20 protein-coding genes are annotated in these 21,656 nt (G+C 50.2%); 2 read left to right on the forward strand and 18 right to left on the reverse strand.

The window, feature by feature from the left end; all coding sequences use genetic code 11:
* Positions 1–148: 148 nt before the first annotated feature.
* From ftsA to mraZ, 16 genes are all read right to left on the reverse strand, one after another.
* On the reverse strand, positions 149–1,393 hold the full coding sequence (ftsA, locus tag AC14M5_RS03030) for a cell division protein FtsA (protein ID WP_484028151.1): 1,245 nt from the start codon (positions 1,391–1,393) through the stop codon (positions 149–151).
* A complete protein-coding gene (locus AC14M5_RS03035) occupies positions 1,393–2,412 on the reverse strand; it encodes a cell division protein FtsQ/DivIB (RefSeq protein ID WP_484028152.1) in 1,020 nt (339 codons plus the stop codon). The genes ftsA and AC14M5_RS03035 overlap by 1 nt, the downstream gene beginning before the upstream one ends.
* Entirely contained in the window at positions 2,409–3,524 is a 1,116-nt protein-coding gene (locus AC14M5_RS03040) for a D-alanine--D-alanine ligase family protein (RefSeq protein WP_484028153.1), read from the reverse strand. The genes AC14M5_RS03035 and AC14M5_RS03040 overlap by 4 nt, the downstream gene beginning before the upstream one ends.
* Before the next feature lie 28 nt (positions 3,525–3,552).
* Positions 3,553–4,476, reverse strand: coding sequence for a UDP-N-acetylmuramate dehydrogenase (gene murB / locus AC14M5_RS03045; protein WP_484028154.1), 924 nt, complete (start codon positions 4,474–4,476; stop codon positions 3,553–3,555).
* An 11-nt stretch (positions 4,477–4,487) separates the two neighbouring features.
* On the reverse strand, positions 4,488–4,691 hold the full coding sequence (locus AC14M5_RS03050) for a hypothetical protein (protein ID WP_484028155.1): 204 nt from the start codon (positions 4,689–4,691) through the stop codon (positions 4,488–4,490).
* 7 nt (positions 4,692–4,698) lie between these two features.
* Positions 4,699–6,084 carry a UDP-N-acetylmuramate--L-alanine ligase gene (gene murC / locus AC14M5_RS03055; RefSeq protein ID WP_484028156.1) on the reverse strand — a complete coding sequence of 462 codons (1,386 nt, stop codon included), beginning with the start codon at positions 6,082–6,084 and terminating at the stop codon, positions 4,699–4,701.
* 137 nt (positions 6,085–6,221) lie between these two features.
* Positions 6,222–6,749 (reverse strand): CvpA family protein, encoded by a 528-nt coding sequence (locus AC14M5_RS03060; RefSeq protein ID WP_484028157.1) that lies wholly within the window; start codon positions 6,747–6,749, stop codon positions 6,222–6,224.
* On the reverse strand, positions 6,746–7,843 hold the full coding sequence (gene murG, locus AC14M5_RS03065; protein ID WP_484028158.1) for an undecaprenyldiphospho-muramoylpentapeptide beta-N-acetylglucosaminyltransferase: 1,098 nt from the start codon (positions 7,841–7,843) through the stop codon (positions 6,746–6,748). The genes AC14M5_RS03060 and murG overlap by 4 nt, the downstream gene beginning before the upstream one ends.
* On the reverse strand, positions 7,758–9,011 hold the full coding sequence (locus AC14M5_RS03070; protein ID WP_484028159.1) for an FtsW/RodA/SpoVE family cell cycle protein: 1,254 nt from the start codon (positions 9,009–9,011) through the stop codon (positions 7,758–7,760). Before AC14M5_RS03070 ends, murG begins: the two co-directional genes overlap by 86 nt.
* Complete coding sequence (gene murD / locus AC14M5_RS03075) at positions 8,990–10,405, reverse strand: UDP-N-acetylmuramoyl-L-alanine--D-glutamate ligase (RefSeq protein WP_484028160.1); 1,416 nt, start codon at positions 10,403–10,405, stop codon at positions 8,990–8,992. Before murD ends, AC14M5_RS03070 begins: the two co-directional genes overlap by 22 nt.
* Positions 10,406–10,525: 120 nt before the next feature.
* The gene (gene mraY / locus AC14M5_RS03080; RefSeq protein ID WP_484028161.1) at positions 10,526–11,524 is read right to left on the reverse strand and encodes a phospho-N-acetylmuramoyl-pentapeptide-transferase; all 999 of its coding nucleotides are present in this window, start codon (positions 11,522–11,524) and stop codon (positions 10,526–10,528) included.
* Complete coding sequence (locus tag AC14M5_RS03085) at positions 11,521–12,948, reverse strand: UDP-N-acetylmuramoyl-tripeptide--D-alanyl-D-alanine ligase (protein WP_484028162.1); 1,428 nt, start codon at positions 12,946–12,948, stop codon at positions 11,521–11,523. The genes mraY and AC14M5_RS03085 overlap by 4 nt, the downstream gene beginning before the upstream one ends.
* Position 12,949: 1 nt before the next feature.
* Entirely contained in the window at positions 12,950–14,698 is a 1,749-nt protein-coding gene (locus tag AC14M5_RS03090) for a peptidoglycan D,D-transpeptidase FtsI family protein (RefSeq protein WP_484028163.1), read from the reverse strand.
* Positions 14,695–15,162 carry a hypothetical protein gene (locus tag AC14M5_RS03095; RefSeq protein ID WP_484028164.1) on the reverse strand — a complete coding sequence of 156 codons (468 nt, stop codon included), beginning with the start codon at positions 15,160–15,162 and terminating at the stop codon, positions 14,695–14,697. The genes AC14M5_RS03090 and AC14M5_RS03095 overlap by 4 nt, the downstream gene beginning before the upstream one ends.
* Positions 15,159–16,076, reverse strand: a complete 918-nt coding sequence (rsmH, locus tag AC14M5_RS03100) for a 16S rRNA (cytosine(1402)-N(4))-methyltransferase RsmH (RefSeq protein WP_484028165.1) — start codon at positions 16,074–16,076, stop codon at positions 15,159–15,161. The genes AC14M5_RS03095 and rsmH overlap by 4 nt, the downstream gene beginning before the upstream one ends.
* An 8-nt stretch (positions 16,077–16,084) precedes the next feature.
* Positions 16,085–16,537, reverse strand: a complete 453-nt coding sequence (gene mraZ, locus AC14M5_RS03105; RefSeq protein WP_484028166.1) for a division/cell wall cluster transcriptional repressor MraZ — start codon at positions 16,535–16,537, stop codon at positions 16,085–16,087.
* A gap of 155 nt (positions 16,538–16,692) precedes the next feature.
* On the opposite strand from mraZ, the gene AC14M5_RS03110 reads away from it, so the two are divergent.
* On the forward strand, positions 16,693–17,652 hold the full coding sequence (locus AC14M5_RS03110; protein WP_484028167.1) for a class I SAM-dependent methyltransferase: 960 nt from the start codon (positions 16,693–16,695) through the stop codon (positions 17,650–17,652).
* A 40-nt stretch (positions 17,653–17,692) separates the two neighbouring features.
* Here AC14M5_RS03110 and AC14M5_RS03115 read toward each other — a convergent pair whose 3' ends face one another.
* Positions 17,693–19,249, reverse strand: coding sequence for a hypothetical protein (locus tag AC14M5_RS03115; RefSeq protein WP_484028168.1), 1,557 nt, complete (start codon positions 19,247–19,249; stop codon positions 17,693–17,695).
* A gap of 29 nt (positions 19,250–19,278) precedes the next feature.
* Between AC14M5_RS03115 and galK the strand changes: the two genes are divergently transcribed.
* Complete coding sequence (gene galK / locus AC14M5_RS03120) at positions 19,279–20,514, forward strand: galactokinase (protein ID WP_484028169.1); 1,236 nt, start codon at positions 19,279–19,281, stop codon at positions 20,512–20,514.
* Positions 20,515–20,548: 34 nt separating this feature from the next.
* Here galK and AC14M5_RS03125 read toward each other — a convergent pair whose 3' ends face one another.
* Positions 20,549–21,568, reverse strand: a complete 1,020-nt coding sequence (locus AC14M5_RS03125) for a D-alanine--D-alanine ligase family protein (RefSeq protein WP_484028170.1) — start codon at positions 21,566–21,568, stop codon at positions 20,549–20,551.
* Positions 21,569–21,656 lie beyond the last annotated feature (88 nt).

Genomic DNA, 21,656 nt, shown 5'->3' on the forward strand with positions numbered 1-21,656 from the left:
CCTCCTGGCAAGGAATATGCCATATCTTAAACGAGATTGAAAAATTTTAAAAGGTTTTTAAAGTGACTTGTGAATCTTTTCTCATTGAGCTTTCTTTCTTCTTTCATCTTTCTTCTAGCACGAAAGACGAAAGAAGAAAGAGTCTATATTACGGTAACAACCGTTTCATCCAATTTTTGATTGCATCAAAATTCATAGTTTTCTCTCCTCGCGATCTGCGGCGGTTTTTATTGCCGCTTGAAACTACAACATCATGTTCGCGCATGGTAGTTGCCCAACGCAACAGCCCCACGCTTGTTGAATATGCAGGCGAATTCAATTTATCGACCAGCCCTGTGAGGTTTTCAGGCTGCGCTGTACGCACGGGCATTCCCAATACTGCGCTTGCAATCCGTTTGATACCGGGCAGGGCAGATGTGCCACCCGTCAATACCACACCTGCGGGAAGCAAACCGTCATAACCAGAACGTTTTATCTCCTGCAGGATCAAGCCAAAGGTTTCTTCAATACGAGCTTCGATGATGTGAGCCAGGTCCTGGCGATTGATCTTGACATCATGATCTTCACCAAAGGGACGGATGGAGAAATATTCATCGCTTCCAACTTCGGACCGAATAGCATAACCTTGCTGCTTCTTCACTTCCTCCGCCTGAGACATGGGCAATCGCAGCCCATGCGCAATATCCTGAGTGACGTGATTGCCGCCAACAGCCAGCACCATCGTATGCCAGACATCACCGTTGACATAAATTGCGAGGTCAGTTGTGCCGCCGCCAATATCGCAAACCGCAACACCCATCTGGCGTTCCTGCTCGGTCAACACCACTTCAGCAGAGGCCAGCGGATTCAAAACAAATTGCTGAATATCAACACCTGCCGCGCCTACACACTGACGAAGGTTATCCATTGTTGCTGCAGCTGCGGTGATGATATGTGTTTCCATTTCAAGTTTGTAGCCATGCATACCAGCGGGGGTCTTCACGCCTTCCTGCCCATCGACTGTGATGCCGCGCTGAATGACATGCACGATCTCACGGTCATGCGGGATGGCAACGGCCTGCGCCTGTTCGAGAGCGCGGGCAATATCCACTGCGTCGATTACGCCGCCGGGTATACCTGTCGTACCGCGGCTATTTACAGATGAGACATGCGCCCCTGCAAGGCTGACCAACCCGGTAGTGATCTCCAGGCCAGAAGTGCGTTCCGCTTTTTCAACCGAACGTTTGATGGCTTGTGATGCGGCAGCAAGATCCACAATAATACCTTTGCGGATTCCATCCGAAGGCTCAATGCCAACGCCGAGGATGCGGATGGTCTTTTCATCCTCCACCCGCCCAACGAGGGTGCAAACCTTGGTCGTGCCTACGTCAATGCCAACTACGATCTCTTCCATTATTGTTCACTACTCACTGTTTCTTCTTGTGGTTCTTCTTCGATTGATTCTTCAAGCGTGCTTTCAGCCATGCGATAAAACGGCGCTTCAGGATAAACTACGTTTATATATTCAGGATATTTATTTTGCGCGATCAATGAATCAACCAGGGATTGATACACGCGTAACTTCAAGGGCATGTCGTTTGCGCTAATGCCAAATGAAACTTTCCAGCCGCGGGAATCTGTCCAGCCGAGGCCCTGGGCTGAGTCAAATGTCATCGTCGAGCCGGCAGGTACGGACGGGGCGAGAACGAGAATTCCATCCACTAATTCTTTTTGCACATAGGGCGGCGGGCTGAGCGGGTCAACAGCAACGCCTGCAGGCGGTTCATCCAAAGCAGTGACGGAGACAAGCCCATCCACAAAACCTCTTGGACGAAATGCCACACCGCTATCATCGATCCATGTATAGCCTTCGCCTTGCTGCCACAGGATGACGGGCTGACGCTCGGTGACCGTAACGTAAACATGGTTCGGCAAATAGACATTTACTTCCGCTGTAAGTAGTTCCGGGTAGTTCATCAGCAGACGTGTTCGAACATCCTGCGGTTGAACCGTGAAAATGGATTGACCTGTAACGCCAAGCACGCTGTTGATCTCTTCCCGGCTGATGCGATTGTTGCCAAGCACGGTTGCAACCGGGATATAAAAGTAAGGAAGTGTGAGCGCCAGATATATGGCAGTGCCAAGCAATAAAGCGATGATGATGGAAGCAAACCGCCAATTTGCATGGAAACGCGGGAACGAAATATTTGGCTTATGTAAATGGAACTCCGGCAGACCAAGCGCAACATTGAATCGGCGAGGCTTTGACACCAGCATGGGCCTGGACTTGATCGGAATGGTCGGTGTGCGCGAAGTGACCGGCACAATCGGCTTGAGCGCGCGCTTTGTGGTTTGTTCCAACTCTTTGGCAGCGCGCTGTGCACGGCGGCGGCGGACAAGCTCAGCGCGAGTGAGGTCGCGTTTGCTGCTCATGCTGTCCTCCGATGCTCGGTGTGATCGCGCTGCTGTTTGCGCTCGAGTGCAAGTTCGATCAATCGATCTACAAGCTGCGGGTAAGTGATACCGCTGGCCTTCCACAACTTGGGATACATGCTGATGGAGGTAAAACCTGGCAATGTATTTAATTCGTTCAAGTAGATCTTGTGTGTATCGTTTTCAACAAAAAAGTCTGCGCGTGCCATGCCTGCGCAATCGATAGCCTTATAAGCACGCACAGCATAGTCGCGAATTTTGTTTGTGACTTCATTTGGCAATTGCGAAGGGATGATGAGCCCGGATGTGCCATCGATATATTTTGATTCATAGGAGTAGAATTCACGGCTCGGCAGAACCTCACCGCAAACGGAAGTCTCTGGAGATTCATTGCCCAGCACACTTACTTCCACTTCACGCGCATTGACCGCGCCGCGCTCGATGACAACGCGGCGATCATAGCGCGCAGCTTCCATCAAGCCTTCGGAAAGATCGGAGCGCGAATTACATTTGCTGATCCCAACCGACGAACCCAGGTTGGCGGGTTTCGCAAAGAATGGATATGCTCCCATCTTTTCAACTTTATCGAGAACAGCGTTCATATCACTTTCGATCTCACTCCGCAGAACAAGCAGTGAATCGACAATTGGAATATTATTGGCACGCATGACATCTTTGAAAATACCTTTGTCCATGCCGACAGATGAACCAGCTACACCTGCACCTACGTAAGCCGCATCCGCAAGTTCGAGCAGGCCTTGTATCGTACCGTCTTCGCCAAATGGCCCATGCAGAACAGGGAAGAAGACATCCACTGCGGCAAGGGTTTCAAGCCTATCGCCCATCTTTGTAGAACGCACTACGCGCAAAGATTTAAGCGCCGCAGGTTCGGTTGGAGGAATGACTGGATCAAGGCTGGAAACATCCTTCTTCTCGAATGCTTCCAAGGTATTCGTACCTGTCAGCCAGTTGCCATCCAGCGTGATGCCAATTTGAATCACTTCATATCGCTCCGCATCCAACGCAACCAGCACGGAACGTGCAGACATGAGCGAGACCTCATGTTCGCCGGAACGTCCGCCAAATAACACTGCAATGCGAAGTTTCTTCATATCGTTTCACGTTTAAACGTTTGCACGTTTAAACGTTCCATTCTCCAACAAATTCCACTTCCAATTCCAATTGAACGCCAAATTTTTCACTTACAGTTTTTTGCACTAAATGAATCAAGGCGCGAACGTCTTCCGCCTTGGTTTCACCGTGATTGATAAAAAAGTTTCCGTGCAGCTTGCTGATCTCAGCATTGCCGATGCGCGTACCTTTGAGCCCCGCGGCTTCGATCAAACGCCCCGCATGATCGCCCTCAGGGTTTTTGAACATGGAACCCATGCTGGCACCGGGCGGTTGCGTGGCTTTTCGGCCTCCGCTGAATTGCTCGATTTTAACAGACACTTCCTCTTTCGTTGAATTTTTTAATCTCAATAAAGCCGAAAGTACTATTGCCTTAATTTCACCGCGTTTCAATACACTGGTGCGATAACCATATCCCATTTGCTCAACAGAAAATTTCTCGCGTCCATTCTTCGTCAACATCTCGGCCCAAATCAAATTACCAGATATATCACCGCCGAATGCACCTGCATTTCCATACACTGCGCCGCCAATTGTGCCGGGGATTGTGGCTGCCCATTCCAAACCTGTCAGGCCTTTGGATGCACAGCGATTTGCAAGATTGCTAAAGACGACCCCCGCTTCACACCAGACTGTTGGGCTGTCACCTGTTTCGAAGCGCACTTCCTTCGCCTTATTCAAAACCACTATCCCACGCACACCTTTATCACTGACCAGAACATTCGAGCCGCCGCCCAGCACATAATATGGAAGTTGATGTTCCCAGATCAATTGCATAACGCCAGCAAGTTCATCCGCCGATTTGACAGTAATCATCACATCCGCAGGGCCGCCGATGCGCGCAGAAGTGTACGGTGCAAGAGAGACATTCTCGTGCACAGCGTTGCCAAACTGCTGGCGTAATACATCAACGGAATAAGCGGAACTGGTCATAATCATTTCAACTAATCTTTCTTCTCCAAATGTTCAATGATCTTCTTCAATGCCTGCGGCTCTACATGCTCCTGCTCTGCCACAGGTTTGATCACAGGTTTCCGTAGGGCTTTATTTTCGCGTTCATCCCTGGCATGGACCAGGACCATTCTCAACGGAGGCAGAGCAATCACTTCGGTCTGGTCTTGAGGCGTCTCTTGTTTTTTGTCAGTCATTATCGCCTCATATTTCCTTCAATAGGGTTTCGCTGATTTGGTCTGCGTCACCAGCCGAAAGAACAATCACAACGTCACCGGAGCGAAGGTTTTTCAATAAATAATTCTTCGTATCTTCAAGCGAACCTGTATAGTGGGCTGAGGGATGAGGCATGGCACTAACCACTTCAGCGGAGGAGAAGCCTTGCTTTGCTTCACGTGAGGCATAAATTTCAGTCACAAGCACTTCATCAGCATCTACAAAGGCACGTGAGAATTCAAGGAATAAAGTCTGTGTGCGCGAGTAGGTATGAGGCTGCCAGACCGCCCAAATACGATGGCGCGGATAACGCGCCTTTGCGCCCGCCAACGTGGCGCGGATCTCAGTGGGGTGATGGGCATAATCATCAATCACGGTCACGCCGTTGCGCTCACCGCGCACTTCAAAGCGGCGGCCTGTTCCAGTGAATTGACTCAACGCATTGGCCGCTTCCTGAAGCGAAAGACCCAAAGTTGCTATGACTGATAAGGCAGCGAGCGCATTCCGTACATTATGCTCACCGGGCACTTGCAAAGAGACATTGATTATCGACGCAGAAGCCGAGCCCATATTTGTCATGATAGAAAAATCATAGCCACCACGATCATTGGCATGCAAGGTGCGCGCCTGCACCCATTGCGGGCTGTTGATCGTCATCTCACCTTGAATACTATAAGAAACGATATTCAATCCCTGGCGGCGTGCATGGGTCAGTAAAGTTGCTGCGCCTTCATCTTCGGCACTTACGATCAACGTCCCATCCAGAGGCAGCAGGTCTACGAAGCTTTGAAAGGCGGAATACATATCTTCAAATGTCGGGTAGCAATCCGGGTGATCGTGCTCGAGGTTGGTTACAACTTCAATGAAAGGTTTGAGGCCCAGGAACATGCGGTCATACTCATCAGCTTCAATCACAAAAAGGTCGCCTTTGCCTGCGTGTGCATTGGTATTAAGGTTGTTCAACGTGCCACCCACAATAAAGGATGGGTCGCGTTTCATTGCATATAAAATCCACGCGATCATGGCGGTGGTGGTGGTCTTGCCATGCGTCCCTGCAATGGCAATACCTGTTTTTTTGGACATTAACTGGCCGAGGAAATCTGCGCGTTTATGAACGGGAATCCTTGCCTGTATCGCAGCCCGCACCTCGGGGTTGTCATCTCCAATTGCGGAGGAGCGTACCACCCAATCTGCTCCTGCCACGTTGCGCGGATGATGTCCGATATAGATCGACACGCCTTCATTTTGCAGGTCTGCTGCAAATTTTGAGAGAGTACGGTCTGAGCCTGTCACCTTATATCCGCTTTCCTTGAGCAGGCGCGCGATGGCAGAAAGCCCTGAACCACCAATGCCAATGAAGTGAACGTGTGTCATAAGGTTTCCTGATGTCATTGCGAGGGCGTTCTTGTTCTTTGCCCAACACTGCACCGTGCGCCAGTGCGGTGAGCAATCTACGTGATGATGCAGGAGATTGCGTCGGCGGAAAAGCGCCGCCTCGCAATGACATAAGATCAGATATACACCACAATAATAAAGATCAAAATGATAATGACTGCAAAATAAATGCCTGGCTCACCTAAAAAGCGAGGAGGCATGTATTTCATCATCGTATCAACAGCCTGGATGATGGCTGGGTCAGTGGCGGGGCTGATGATATGCGGATATGGATAGTTTGCCACATGGTTGTAAAACAGGATGGAGCCTGCAATGAGATAGCCATTTATGCCGCCCAATACAGCACCGAAGAGTGCATCCTGCAAACGTTCACGCGCGGCTTTGGAAGCAAGCCGTGGGAGAGATACAGTTTGATATCCAAAATAAACAAGTGCAATCAGGATAATAACGCGGATCCATAATACAGAAGTGCTCGCATCGTCCAGGTCGCGGACGAGGGGAATGTATTTCTCCAGAAGCAGGTTGACCGCCAGCGAAGTGATGACGCTGAAGGCCACCAGCAATTCCTTTGCCCATCCACGCATGGCCCCGATCACCGCAAAGAGCAGGACGTACATCCAGAAGATATAGACGATGCTCATCATAGTGGGTGCTCTCCTGCCAATTCAACCAACTGGCTGGCAATAACATTTGCTGCATTGGGGTGTGATAATTTTTTCATCGAGGCTCGCATGGCTTCCAGTTTATTTTCATTCATCAATATATCTTTTATCACAGACAAGAGTTTATCTTCCAATAATTCATCCTGCAAGATGACTGCGGCATTGTGTTCGGCCAAGTAATCAGCGTTTACTTTTTGATAGCGCCATGCATACGGATACGGCACAAGCACAGCGGGCAAACCAAAGAAGGGATATTCTCCCAATGCAGATGCGCCCGCGCGTGATACAACCAGGTCTGCCGCTGCAAGTGCGGCTCCCATTTCATGTGAATATGGCATCGCATGATAATAAGGCTTAAGCTGCGCTGGTAATTTCTGTGCGGCTCTCTCAACCACAGGCCAATCCAAAGAACCAGTGAGATGAATCACTTGCGCAAAGCTCAACAGTTCTTCGATGTGTTTCAAGGTGGTCATGTTGAGTGAACGTGCGCCTTTGCTTCCACCAGTGACCAGCAGGGTGGGCCTATTTAGATCAAGCCCAAAGTGCTGAGTCGCTTTTTCGCGGGACCAACTTGCAAGGTCAGCACGAAGCGGGTAGCCTGAGAGAATGAGTCTCTCGGGGCGGGGGAAATATTTTTTTGAGTCGGAAGCGGTCACAGTGATGACATCCGCAAAACGTGAAAGAAACTTAAGTGCGAGACCTGGCTCAATATCAGGGACATACAATACGGTTGGAACATTTCGACCAGCCACGGCCATGGGTGCAGCAACGAAGCCACCGGTGAAGAAGAGCACATCGGGTTTGAACTCGCGCAGAATGCGGCGCGATTCAATGACCCCGCGTGTAAGTTTGGCAAGGTTGCCGGGCAGCGCACGCAAACCAACACCGTGCACACCTGCGGCTGGAACGGAACGATAAGCAATGCCTTCGCGCTTCACGAGTTCCTCTTCCATGCCGCCTTCGCCGCCAACCCACAATACGTCGAGTGTCTCACGTTGAACGTTGAGCGCTTCCAGAACGGCGAGTGCGGGATACACTCCGCCGCCCGTTCCACCAGCGCAAATTAGCAACCGCACTGTAAGACCTCCATTCTTCATCTGTAGTTGTGCCATCACCTGCCTGGCGCGAAATATTAAAGAGAATGCCCAACGCGGCAAGTGTAGTAACCAGGTTTGAGCCGCCCGCGCTGACGAACGGTAAAGCATTGCCTGCAAATGGCATAAGCCCAACCATCACCGCCATGTTGATCAACGCTTCCATACCGATCCAAATCACAAGGCCCGAAGCAAGCAATGTGCCAAGCATATCTGGTGCACGGCGTGCAATCACTAATCCGCGCCAGATGAGAAAGCCATATAAACCGATCAATGCAACCGCGCCGAACCAGCCAAGTTCTTCAACCACAACGGCGAAGACACTATCCGTTGGCGGAACAGGCAAACCAGTTAATTTTGATTGTGACTGACCCAGCCCTACACCGAACCATCCACCGTTGACAATGGCTTCAAATGAACGACGCACATGATACGAAGCCTGCAATGGGTCTTTGATGCCTGCCACAAAATCTCCCACACGTTCGCGGCCTGTGAGGCTGATTGATGCAACCGACCATGCAGCAATGGAAGCAACAATCAGCAGAACACCAATCTGTTTCAGATCACCGCCCGCTAAAAAGAAAAGCAAGCCTCCCAAGACGAGGACTGTTGCAGCAGCGCTCAGGTCGGGCTGTTGATAAATCAAGCCGCCCACCACACCCAGGATCACGCCCAGAGGAATCAGACCGAGTGAAATATCATGCAGAAATTGTCGCTTTGCATACAGCCAAACTCCGAGATAGAGAATCGAAATTAATTTGGCAAGTTCCGATGGCTGAACCGACCCGCCAAAGACGGCGCGTTTCGCATTGAAGCGGATCTCACTCATAAGCAAAACAACAACCAGCAAGAGGATCGTAAATGCCATGGCAGGCACAACTAATTTGCGCCAATGATGGTAATCAAAGAATGCAAGTAAAGTTGCAACCACCACGCCAATACCAAGCCAGGTTAGCTGGCGGTTGAACATGTACATCGGGTCGCCATAGGCGCCGAGCGAAAAATCCCACGAAGCTGAGAAGAGCATCAATAACCCGAATACAAGTAAGGCCACTACAGATACCAGCAATGGCATATCAAAGCCGCGCAAAAAACCAGCGGGGCCATGCGATGAATAGGTTTGTTCTTTTACGAAAGTTCCAGTACCCATTTTCTAAACGATTCTCCTCTCTCAGCAAAATCTTTAAACTCATCGTAACTTGTGCCGCCTGGCGAAAGCAGGACGATGTCTCCTGCCTGGGCCGCTTCTGCAGCGAGGGCGACTGCTTCTTTAAGATTCGTTGCGCGACGAATATCCACGCTTCGCTCTCCGCCGACACCTGCCACTGTTTTCTGAATCATATCCGCTGCCTCGCCAAAAACCACTAAATGATCCACACGTTCACATATCAATTTGGCAATGTCATTCCACGGCAGATTCTTGTCACGTCCGCCGAGCATGAGCACGATCGGCTCATCAAAAGCATGGACGGCGGCCATACTGCGCTCCGGCGCGGTTGCAATCGAGTCGTTATACCAACGCACACCGTGCAGCTCACGCACAAGTTCCAAACGATGCGGCACACCGCGAAATTCTTCAACCGCTTCGAGCATGTTATCCAATTTGAATCCAGCTGCGTGACCGATCGTGAACGCCGCGAGGACATTGGCTACATTATGGTCGCCGCGCAATTGGATCTTCTCGCGCAATAACAAAGGCAGGTAGGCATTTCCATCGCGCAGGTTCAACAATCCATCATGTAAATATGCTCCATTCAATCCTTTGTCCAACTCGTGCAGGCTGAATGTCAGCAATTTGCCTTTTACTTTATCGCGCAAATCCCAGGCACCCTTATCATCCCTGCCAAGGATGACGGTATCTTTGTCAGTTTGAAAATCCAAAATACGCGCCTTGGCCGCAGTGTAGGCTTCCATCGTACCGTGACGATCCAAATGATTGGGCGTGATATTCAAAACAGCAGCAATGTTCGGCGAGATGGTCATCTGCTCCAGTTGAAAGGATGATAATTCCATGATGGCGATGTCATCGGGTTTCATATCGTCCACGTAGTTAATGAGCGGGTCACCGATGTTGCCACCGATAAAAGCAGAAGGCAGATGGTGGAAGGCAGATGATTTTGCATTCTGCCTTCTGCTTTCTGAGTTTTTTTTAGCCATCTCACCCACTAACGTAGTTGTCGTTGTCTTACCTGCCGAACCGGTGATGCCAATTGTTTTGCATAGGGCGACTTCCATGAAGATCTGTGAATCGTTTGAAAGGGGAATGCCGCGTTTGATAGCTTCCTGCACAATGGGCAAAGTCAACGGCACGCCACCGGAGAGGCAAAGCACGTCCGTGTGATCCAGAAGCTCAAGCGGATGCCCACCCACTGCCCAGGTCACATTCGTATCCACGAGGGAGGCTCGGGCGGAGGTCAATTCGTCTGCATGGCGCGAGTCACTCAAGGTCACGATTGAACCGTGACGGGAGAGCCAGCGAGCAAGGGCGATTCCTTGTCTCGCTGCGCCGAGGATGAGGGTGCGGGTGCCGTTCCAGTTGGTCATAATTTTCTATCGTCATTGCGAGCGCACTTTGCGAAGCAATCTCTATTCTTTGTTGGGGATTGCTCACCGCACTGGCGCGCGGCGCAGTGTCAGGCTAACGCCCTCGCAATGACGGATAAGCTAAACCTGCGATAAACCTATTCCTATCAACGCCGCCATCAAACCGATGAGCCAGAAGCGTTGTACGATCTGGGTTTCGCTCCAGCCTAGCAATTCAAAATGTAAATGGATGGGCGCCATTTTGAAAAAACGTTTACCTTTCGTCCATTTAAAATAACCGATCTGGATCACATCGCTCAACATTTCAGCAAGCGGGATAATACCGATCACGAGCAGCATGGGCCATTGACCTGTCATCAGCGCGATGACTGCCAGCACCGCGCCAAGGGGAAGCGAACCTGTATCGCCCATGATAAGTTCGGCGGGATGGACGTTGAACCACAAAAAGCCAAAGAGCGCGCCAACGAGAATAAAACAAAAACGCGCGAGATAAACCTGTTCCTGCATGATGGCAATGCCGCCGAACGCGGCAATCGCTGTGGCAGCGATCAAGCCTGCCAGGCCGTCGAGGCCATCTGTAAAGTTGACCGCATTCGATTCGGCGACAATGATGAAAGCGGCAATAGGCACATAGAACCAGCCAAGCTCGATCTCGAAGAAGAGGCCGGGGATGTAAACGTCCGGTGCATCAATTACATATTTCAGAACGTAAGCAGTGCCAAGGGCAAGCAGCACCTGGAACATGAATTTGGTACGGACACGCATTCCATCGCCTTTGCGCCTGCCGTGAATCCCTTCCCAGTCATCCAACGCGCCAAGAATGCCATATCCAACCATGACAGCCATTGGGAGAAGAACGGAACGCCCCACGCCGCTGGAGGCCACACCGACCAAGGCAACTCCATTCAACAACCCGCTGAGCAGCAGCACCGGCAGAATAAACATGACGCCGCCCATGGTAGGCGTTCCCATCTTTACACGATGCGCATCAGGTTCTTCCACGCGGATGATCTTACCAACTTTATAATGGCGCAGGATACGCAGCAGAGGTCCACCCCAAATAGCGGTCATGATGAAAGCAAGCCCTGAAAGGCTGAGCGAGAGTGCGATCTGCCTCATGAGCTGACCTCCAGGGCTGCGGTGATTCGATCCATCCGCAAACCGTGCGAGCCTTTGATGAGCACGGTATCATCTGATGTAAGATTTTTATTCAACCAATCCACCACCGATTCAGATTCTTCAAATTCTAAAATATGTGCGGGCTTCATTCCAGCGCGCCGCGCGGCGTTTGCGATCATACGCCCACGCGTGCCAAGCGTAAGCAGAACTTTTGCCACCTGAGCAGCGCGCACGCCCACAATCTCGTGGCCTTGTTTTTCGTATGGGCCGAGCTCAAGCATATCACCCAATACGGCGATCTTGTGCCCATCCATTTCATCCAGTAAATTCAATGCTGCCAGCATGGATTCGGGCGAGGCATTGTAGGTATCATCCAGGATCAATGCACCATTCCCGCTGCGCACAGCTACAAGGCGCAATTGCGCATGTCCATGGGAGAGGCCATCGAAAATTTCCTGCCAGTTCAAGCCGTCATTCAAACCGACAGAGGCGGCACGCAACGCAGTATGAACCGAGTGCCGCCCGATCATGGGGATGTGTGTATGAAGTACTTCACCTTTGTAATGCAAACGGAAGCGAATGCCATCCAAACCAAGGCCTTCGATCTGGTCTGCCCAGAGGTCTGCTTCCGGTGAAAGCCCATAGAAGAAGACTCGTGCTTTGGATTTCTCCTCCATTTTGCGAACCCAGGGATCATCAAAGTTAAGGATCGCAACACCGTCAGATGGAAGGGATTGGATCAATTCACTTTTACCTTTAGCAATCGCTTCCTGTGAACCGGCACGCTCCGCATGGACTGTGCCCACATTTGTAACTACGCCAATTTGAGGCATGGCTATATCACAAAGGAATTGGATCTCACCAGGAACGTAAAATCCCATCTCCAATACGGCGCGTTCGTAACCGGAGCTGAGTTTTAAAATAGTGAGAGGCAAGCCGATCTCATTATTGAGATTACCAAGGTTTTTCAACGTGCGATAGCGGGTGCCCAGCACTTCGGCGACCATTTCTTTTGTGGTGGATTTCCCAACACTGCCGGTGATGCCGATCACACGCAAATCCAGTTTGCGGCGCCAGAAGCGGGCAATTTGTTGCAAGGCAGAGAGGGTATTGTCTACGCGCAGGCAGAGAGGCGAATCAAGCTGAAGGGGAGAACCAGTTGATACGCTTTGCGCGGCGCGCAGGTCAAGGGTCGGGAAAGAAGCGGATACATCCTTCTGAATTAAAGCAAAAGACGCCCCCCTCTTGAATGCATCTGCAATAAAATCGTGACCATCTACATTTTCGCCGGGCATCGCCACAAAGAGCGAACCAGGGATCACTTGGCGCGAGTCTATTGCGGCTTCGGTGACAACCGCAGTTGCGTTTGGAATGCGAACCGCGTTGTGCGTGAGGGCTTCGAGGATGTCGGCGAATGTGAGCATATTATTTTGCCACAAGTTGTTGGCGAATATAATCCGGGGGAATATCCAAAAGGATGATGGTTTTCTCTGCCATTTCAGCAAATACCGGCGCGGCAGTCTCAGCGCCCCAAATGGATGCGGCTGGGCGCTCGAGCCAGACATAGATCATAAATTGCGGATCGTCCACCGGGCCCCAGCCAATAAAAGAGGTATTGGTTTGCGTACTGTCATAGAATCCATTGACAGGGATCTGTGCGGTGCCAGTTTTTCCAGCGATGCGATAACCGGGCACAAGCGCCTTGGATGCTTCTGATTCAAGCGAGATGGCGAGCATTTCGCTTAATGTATCTGCTGTTTGCTCGGAGATGGGCGAGCCGGCATATTGCGCAGGGACATTATATTGGCGGCCATCGCGCACCATTGCGCTCAAGGCATGAGGTGTTACCGAACGTCCATTGTTTGCAACTGATGAAACTGCCATCAACATCTGGATCGGGGTAACAGTGACACCCTGACCAAAGGCATTTGTGCCAAGATCAACCGGATACCAATCTGAATCACCCGGGGTCTTGAGTCTGCCACTGACTTCCCCAGCCAGATCCACGCCTGTGAGATGACCAAAACCAAAGGCATCCATGTAGTTATAAAAAGTCTCCGCGCCCATTTGCACAGAAAGGTTGACCATGCAGATGTTTAACGAGTGCTGCAAACAGCCGACCATATTCTGGACACCCCAGGGCTGTTGGTCCCAATTCTTGATGGTGACTCCGCCGATCAAGATAGAGCCGGTATCCAGGTAGGTTGTATTGGGGTTGACAGTGGAGCTATCCAATGCAGCGGCCATGGTAAGGATTTTTGTTACGGAACCGGGCTCGTAGGGTTTTGAAATGGCCGGGTTGTATTCGCTGACATTGTCGTAAACCACGCCGTAATTCCAGAATTGATTCAAGTCCATGCGGCGGGTGGCGGCAATTGCGAGCAATTCACCATTACGTGGATCCATTACTACGATGGTCCCGCCTTGCGCTTCATACTCATCCAAGGCTGCATCCAAAATATCTTCGGCGGCAGCTTGTAGATCTCGGTTAATGGTTAGGACGAGGGTTGTGCCATCAGGCACGCGTGGAATCTCGAAGGCTTTATTCGGGTCGGTTGGGACGAGTACCTGCACCGGGTTGCCTGCCAGCAAAGTATCATACTTCTCTTCAATGCCAAAGTAGCCGCGTCCTTCACGGGTTACAAAACCGATGATGTTTGAAGCCAGCGCGTCTTCAGGATAGCTGCGCTGCGGATGGGATTTGAACTGAAGCCCGGTCAGCCCGCCGAGTGTTCCTTCGGGGGCCTGTTCCTGCAATGCCCTCTTCAACTCTTGAAGATTTAAGGCTTGCTGTGCATCTATGAAATCAGCAATGACGATATAGGAAAGACCCTCAGGCGGGTTTTGAATTACATTCATGATCTGATCGTAATCCATGCCAAGTTCTGCGCTCACCGCAAATGCAATCGCATGAGGGTCCTGGGCGGTGGTCAGATCAACGCCGACCTCGTATACGGTTTTATTCCCTGCCAGCAAACGACCATTGCGATCATAAATCTCGCCGCGGTTCGGGTAAAAGGTATGCAATTCGTAAGCGTAATTTTCCGCCTGCTGACGAAAGACATCGGCTTCCACACTGTTTTGAATGCGCGTCATCTGCACAATGATGATAAATGCAATTAACCCCATCGCGCTGATCAATACCTGGGTTCGGCGCGCATATTGCTGTCTCATTGTGCGCCTCGGGAAGATGATATTCTTTCATCCATCCAATCCAATAAGGACTGGTTATATTCCGGCGGGAGGGTGAGGGCACTCAATTGAAGCTGCGGCGCGGAGGATAAGATATATGACACAGGTTCGGAATAGCCCGGTATAACCAGGTACTCAGCATCATCCGGTTCCATCGGGCGGAAACCAAGCTCACGCGCGCGGGTTTCCATAGCACTGGCCGATGTTAATGAAGCAAGCTGTGTTTGCAGATCTTCACTCAATTGCTGGCTGACAGCAATTGAATAAGTAAGATCCTGAATTTCGCGTCCCGCAATTGCAGTCTTCGAGGTGATGTTGAGATAAAGAGTGGCAACCATAGCCAGCGCAACCACTGCAAGCAATACGTTTCCGATCCACTGGCGTTGAATGCGCCAGGGAGCGATCTTGTAGGCATGAATGTAGTGGTTTACGTTCGGTATGTTCATAATTTTTCTACAACTCTAAGCTTGGCGCTGCGCGCTCTCGGGTTTTCTTTTACCTCTTCATCAGTCGGCAATATCGGTTTCTTATTGATCAGCTTCACTACAGCCTTGCGTTCCACTTCATAAATTCTTTCGTAAGGCGGGTTGACGATATCCTTGCTCTGCTCTCTAAAATACTCTTTGACGATGCGGTCTTCCAGCGAGTGGAAGGAGATCACCGCGCATCTTCCACCGGACCTGAGAGCTGCTACGGCTTGCGGAAGAGTTTTCTCCACTGCTGCCAATTCTTCATTGACGGCGATTCGCAGAGCTTGAAAGGTCTGCGTGGCAGGGTGCACTCGGTCACCTCGTCGGGGAGAGGCTTTCTCGATGACTGCGACCAGCTCACGGGTAGTATGAAGCGGTCTGTTCATCACAATGGCCCTCGCGATCTTTCTGGAGTCACGGTCTTCGCCATAACGGAAAATGATGTCGGCCAGCTCTCTTTCATCAAACTTGTTGACGATATCCTCCGCGCTCATTGTTGCATGTGGACCAAATCTCATATCGAGCGGGCCATCTTGCATGAAGGAAAAGCCGCGCTCGGCATTATCAAACTGCATAGACGATGCACCGAGGTCTAGCAGAATGCCATCTACAAAATCCCATTTCAACACGGCGAGTTGTTCACTGAGCGTTATGTGGGAGGCTTGCACGAGATGAATGCGCCCCTCGTAAGGAGCCAAGGTCTCACGAGCAAGCGCCAAAGCCTGTGGGTCTACATCCAGACCCAGCAAATGCCCATCTGGCGCGCAAGCCTCCAGGATCCCGCGAGCGTGACCGCCCGCGCCCAAAGTGCCATCCACATACCGCCCGCCGTTGCGGGATTGCAGAGCGTGTATAATCTCTTTGTAAAGTACAGGTTTGTGAGCGTCCATAACGTTGGTTATGACGCAGGTTTTGTTTTGGAAAGATCTAACGTAGAGAAACGAGCGTTATTGGCTTCTGTATCCTGCAGTTGAGTCATTTGTTCGCTCCACAGTGCAGGCATCCAGACTTCAAAATATTCACCCTGCCCCGCTACCACCAGCTCGCCGTTTTCAATTCCAAGGAAAGCGCGCAGGTTTTGTGGCACAAGGATGCGTCCAACTTTATCCGCTACAACTGGGTAGGCGTTGGACAGAATCAAACGGCGCAAAAGACGGGCGGTGGGGTCAGCCAGGTTCATGGCCTCGATGCGCTCATAAACTTGTTTGAAATAGGTCTCGGTCATCACCATCAGGCATTTGTCAAAGCCCTGTGTGATAAAAGCGCCGCCTTCCAACAATTCACGAAAACGCGCTGGTATCATCAGGCGTCCTTTGTCATCGAGGTTGTGTTGGAAGTGACCCAAGAACATATGTGCTACTTATCCTTTTAATGCGATGAACGCCGGGCATCCCGGCGTCCTTACCACTTTCTACCACTTTCTACCACTTCTTCCCACATTATACTGATTTGTTGGTAAAAATCAAGTGGTGGATGCTGTTTCTCATATTTCAAAGGCATTGCTGAATGCAAAACTCCCCCACCTTCACCCTGCTCGAAGCAAAAAACTGGCATGATTATGAATTACTAGATTCAGGTGATGGCTTAAAGCTTGAACGCTTTGGCAAATACATTTTTTCGCGCCCCGAATCCCAAGCTATGTGGAGCCGCGCCTTGCCAGCATCAGAGTGGAACAATGTTCATGCCGTGTTCCAACCATCAGGCGAGGAGAGCGGCGGTCATTGGGATTTTAAGAAACGAGTAGATGAGAGATGGGAAATGAGTTATTCCCTCACCCTAGCCCTCTCCCAAAGGGAGAGGGAACTCCCTTCCCCTCCGGGGGAAGGGTTGGGGATGAGAGAGTTGAAGTTCATTGCGATGACAACCCCAGGACGCCACCTCGGTGTGTTTCCTGAAGTCGCCTCTCACTGGGACTTTATGGCTGATTCCGTCCGAAGGGCAAACCGCCAACCAAATATACTCAACCTATTTGGGTACACAGGTCTGGCTTCTCTTGCAGCAGCAGCGGCTGGAGCACAAGTGACTCACGTGGATGCATCCAAGAAGTCCGTCAGTTGGGCGCGTGAAAATCAGGAGCTATCAGGCTTGAGCGATAAACCCATCCGCTGGGTCGTGGAGGATGCGGTGAAATATGTCCAACGTGAGGCAAAGCGCGGAGTGAAATACGATGGCATCATTCTCGATCCCCCAAAATTCGGGCGCGGCCCCAAAGGCGAAGTATGGGAAGTGTATAAATCCCTGCCAAACTTATTGGATATGTGCCGCGCTTGTTTGAGCAGCAACCCACTTTTTGTGATCGTAACAGTTTATGCAGTGCGCGCATCTGCCATCCATGTAGCGCAAGCGCTCGACGAAATGATGAAAAAATACAAAGGGGAAACAGATAGCGGCGAATTGGTGACACGAGAAACAAGCGCAAACCGCCTGCTTTCACAGGCGGTCTATGCGAGGTGGTCTGTCAAATAAAAATTCCGAGGCATAAGACCTCGGAATTTTTGCAAATGCTTTAATGTTTATAGTCTTCCAATCCTGTAAGCCAATCCAACGGCTTATCCCAGCGGACTCGCGGATTCACACCGATCTGATCTTTACATGGTCTATCCCACTTCGGGCCTGGCGGGCCTGATTCCTCAGTCAAATAACTTTTCACTCCCCACAATCCTTTATATTGCACCCAACTCGGTTCGGAATTAAGAAGCACGCGCTTCCATTCTTTCATGGGCGGACGGGTCGTCTTGCGATCAGACATGATCCGTTTTATATAGCTGCTTGATTTCATCACCCCTTCTCTCAGATTATCACCTTGAAAACCAATCCGAAACCCATCCCCAGATGCGATTTCCATTGGCAGGCTTACAACATAATGATCGGTTTCATCACGCAGGTAAACAAAGGCATCCTCGGCTAAAAAATTTGTATGCTTGGCTTGAAGTTCCTTCAACGCAATTTGCCGCGCCTTCTGATTTGGGTTAAATACTAAAAATAAATAATGAACCAGACCATCGATCCAATAAAGAATACGCTGTAACCTACCTGGCTTATACATACTCGGCGAACGGATCACCTCCGGCCTGCTGTAATTCGCATGCGACCCGAGTGCTGCATACACAACGGGATGTGTGGTCATATTCCCCTGCTTATCCGCCGCTTTGATCACGGTTTCCCATTTTTCAATATTTCCCGCCCCATGTTGAGAGAGCAGGAGCGCATACGGTTGATCATTCTTAACATAGACCGCAACCATCTCCCAATCCCCTTCATGATGGTTCATGCCATTGGCCGCCAGCCGCCAGTCATTGAAAGCATAAAAAAAGTGATATTGCAGGATCACCCATTGATTATTCTGCTCATCCCTTTCACGCAGGACGCGGCCATAATAAACAGGTTGAGGTTCCTTCTCCAATATCTCCGCATATTGATAATAAGCCTCGCGCGCGATCTTTTCAGTCGCTTGCGAAAGCATGTCCATAATAAGACCAGGGCCTTCAGGTAGGATGCGCTCGATAATGAATTTCATGGTACGCACCAGGAGATAAAACAAATAGATCAAATAAACTGGAAATAATACAAGGTATTCCACGGCGATGCTGACGTACTCACTGGGGCGAAGAAAAAACCAAACAGGTGCAACGCAAAGCACAATAAATAGTATTGAGATAAACACAGCGGGAATAATACGCAGTCGAATCGGAGAGGCAAGCATAAAGATGACCAATGCCGCAACCAAAGAAATAATAATAGCAAGTTCAATGCCTGCCAGTTTCATGAAAAACCAACCTGCAGCAACACCAACCAGAGAAAGGCCGCCCCACCAGACCCACGCATCTGAATCATTCAAAGGCTTGTTCACGAATCGCAAATAATGCTGCTCGCTGTTCAGCTTACCGACTTTATCAATAAGAGGTTCCTGTAAATGAGTGAGCAACTCCGCCACCCCGTGTGCCCCACTGGGAAATAACGAGCACCTTTCCAAATAGGGCTCCACAGCCATCGGAAAAAAACGCTCGCTTTTCGCGAATCGCAAAACAGGCTCATATTTTTCGAGCAATTCAAGATCAGTCACATTGCCTCTGCTATGGTATAAAAGCAATCATGGATATTCAAAACCTCAAGCAATCATTTCGAACCTATTTTAACTCTGAATCTGAAATCATCGTCCGCGCACCGGGGCGGGTCAATTTGATCGGCGAGCATACAGATTACAACGAAGGCTTTGTCCTGCCCATGGCCATTGATCGCGCGGTATGGATTGCGCTTCGCCCTCGATTGGATGGACAGGTGCACATTCATTCATTGGATATAAAACCCGCGCTTCCTCCTTCGACTGCCGCTCAGGACGACCCGAAACCTGATTCTGCTTTCGAGTTACATTCCCTCACGAAAGGCAGCGGCTGGATCGAATACCCCAAAGGTGTTGCTTATCGACTCATGAAGTCTGGCTACGAATTACGTGGCTTTGATGCAGTCATAACAGGTGGTGTACCGCGCGGTGCTGGGTTATCATCCTCAGCCGCAGTGGAGTTGGCAGTTGCGCGCGCATTCGCCGCTGCCTCTGGCTTTGAATGGGATGCGCTAAAGATGGCGAAGATCGCACAAAAGGCCGAGAACGAATGGGTTGGGGTAAATTGCGGCATTATGGATCAAATCGCAAGCGCTGCTTCCAGGGATGGTCATGCCTTATTTTTGGATTGCCGCTCTCTTGAAATTCAGCATGTTCCCCTGCCCAAAGGTGTATCCATCGTAATCTTGGACACATCCACAAGGCGCGGGCTGGTGGATTCGGCCTATAACGAAAGACGCAGTCAATGCGAGGAGGCGGCGCGTTGGTTCGGGGTGAAGGCCTTGAGAGATGTGAGCGCGGAAGAATTCAAGAGAAGGATTGCTCTCCCAAAAGAGCATCGGGACAATGTAAGCTCAGTGGAAGGGACGAAAGAGGAAAGTGGATTGAGTGATATTGTAATGAAGAGGGCAAGACACATCATTACAGAAAATGAGCGAGTGCTGGAAGCAGTCGATGTAATGAAAGCAGGAAATGTAAGAAGATTAGGGGAATTATTTAATGCCAGCCACGACAGTCTGCGCGATGATTTCGAAGTCAGCAGTGAGGCGCTCAACACCATGGTAGATTGTGCACGCGAACAAAACAGTTGTTACGGCGCACGCATAACAGGCGCAGGGTTTGGCGGTTGTGCTGTTGCGCTGGTAAATCAGGAAAAAGTTGAGGAGTTTGAATCTGCTGTTGCAAGGATATACAGGCAGAGGTCAGGGCTGGAGGCGAATGTTTACGTCTGTAAGGCCAGCGAGGGAGCGAGTATCGTCATGGAATAAAAAATGGACACGTTGTACGTGTCCATTTTTTTATTTAGCCGTAAACCATCTGTTCAACTTCGACGGCGCGTTTGCGAGGCTGACGTTTCATGATCTTTTCCGCAGCGATGCGTGTCTGCCGTAATTGGGCGTTTCGGATGATCAACTTCATGAACTTGGTGTGATTGGTTGGGTCGTTGAGAAGCGAGAAATCAGCAGAACCAGGTTCGTGAGGCGGATAGAAGATGCCGCAGTTTGGATTGATCTCAAGCATATGGATCACGCCTTCTGCGTCCATGCGGTAATCACAACGAGCATAGCCATTGCCGCCCAATTCCTTGAAGACGCGCAGGGTCTGCTCGCGCAATGTTTTTTCAACGCGTGGATCGGTGACCACAGCCACTGACATTTTTTCGTATTCGACCCATTTCATTTCATAATGCTTGAATGATTCACCGTCCGGGAAGATAAACTCTACCGGCGTGAATGTAATTGGCTTTTTGGGGTTTTCTGGGTTCTCTGCAATCAGACAGGTGAACTCGCGCCCTTCAATGAACTCTTCGATCAACGCGCGGCCAAATTCATCAATTTCAAGTTTTAGTTGTTCACGCAATTGCTCGATATTCTCCACACGGGAACTGCGGCGGATGCCAACGCTGGCATAGCCATGCGGCGGTTTGACCAACATCGGGAATTTCAAACGCTTCGCAGCCTTCTCCGCATCCTCCACGCGATTGACGAAGATCCAATTGGGTGTAGGAACGGATACGCGGCGTGCAGCGTTCTTCATTTCATCGCGGGTGGGGTCAAAGAATTTTGAATCAGCTCCCGTGAAAGCGGCATTATATTTTTCAAGAGCATGCACAAGTGCAATACCTGAAAGGGCATCATCGGGAGTACCATCGCACAAATTGATAAATGCATCCACCCCTTCATCGATGAGTTTTTTAATTTGCTTTTCAACATTTACTGGTTCAACCAAATGTTGCTTCCAACGATACCCATTCATATATGGCGATGGATCGTAGGGTATATCGTTTTCGTCCGGCATACTTGTTAATACGCAAATGTACATGATCTTTCCTTTATATTCATTCTTTTATTGTCTTGTTGTTGATTCGCTGTAATGAATATGCATGTTATTTTTTTAATTTCTTCATTCA

This window comes from Candidatus Villigracilis sp. (assembly GCF_057083605.1).